Here is a 335-nt window from a genome sequence, read left to right on the forward strand (position 1 = left end):
GATTACACGCTGGCTTAACCAGCGCCATCCTATTAAGGAGGATTCTAATGCGATTTAAATTGATACTAGCCTTTGTTGAGGATATCCGTACGGATGCGGTACTTGATGCCGCTCGGTCTGCGGGTGCAACGGGTGCGACTGTGATCAGTAATGCTCGAGGTGAAGGGTTGAATCAAAAGCGTACCTTCTTAGGGCTGACGCTTGAGGTTCAAAAGGACGTACTGTTGTTTGTGGTTGAAGAGCACTTATCGCGCCGTATTTTGGAGAAGATCAGCGATATTGGTGAGTTTGACCAAGAATCAGGACAGGGTATCGCGGTACAGATAGATGTAGAG

General features: G+C 47.8%; 1 protein-coding gene. It reads left to right on the forward strand.

Translation table 11 applies throughout. From position 1 onward, the window contains the following. Nucleotides 1-47: 47 nt before the first annotated feature. On the forward strand, nt 48-335 hold a 288-nt coding region (locus tag AB4585_RS28640; protein ID WP_372172169.1), incomplete at its 3' end, for a P-II family nitrogen regulator.

The organism is Vibrio sp. 10N.222.49.C9 (genome assembly GCF_041474985.1).
In the GTDB taxonomy this organism is placed as follows: domain Bacteria; phylum Pseudomonadota; class Gammaproteobacteria; order Enterobacterales; family Vibrionaceae; genus Vibrio; species Vibrio crassostreae_C.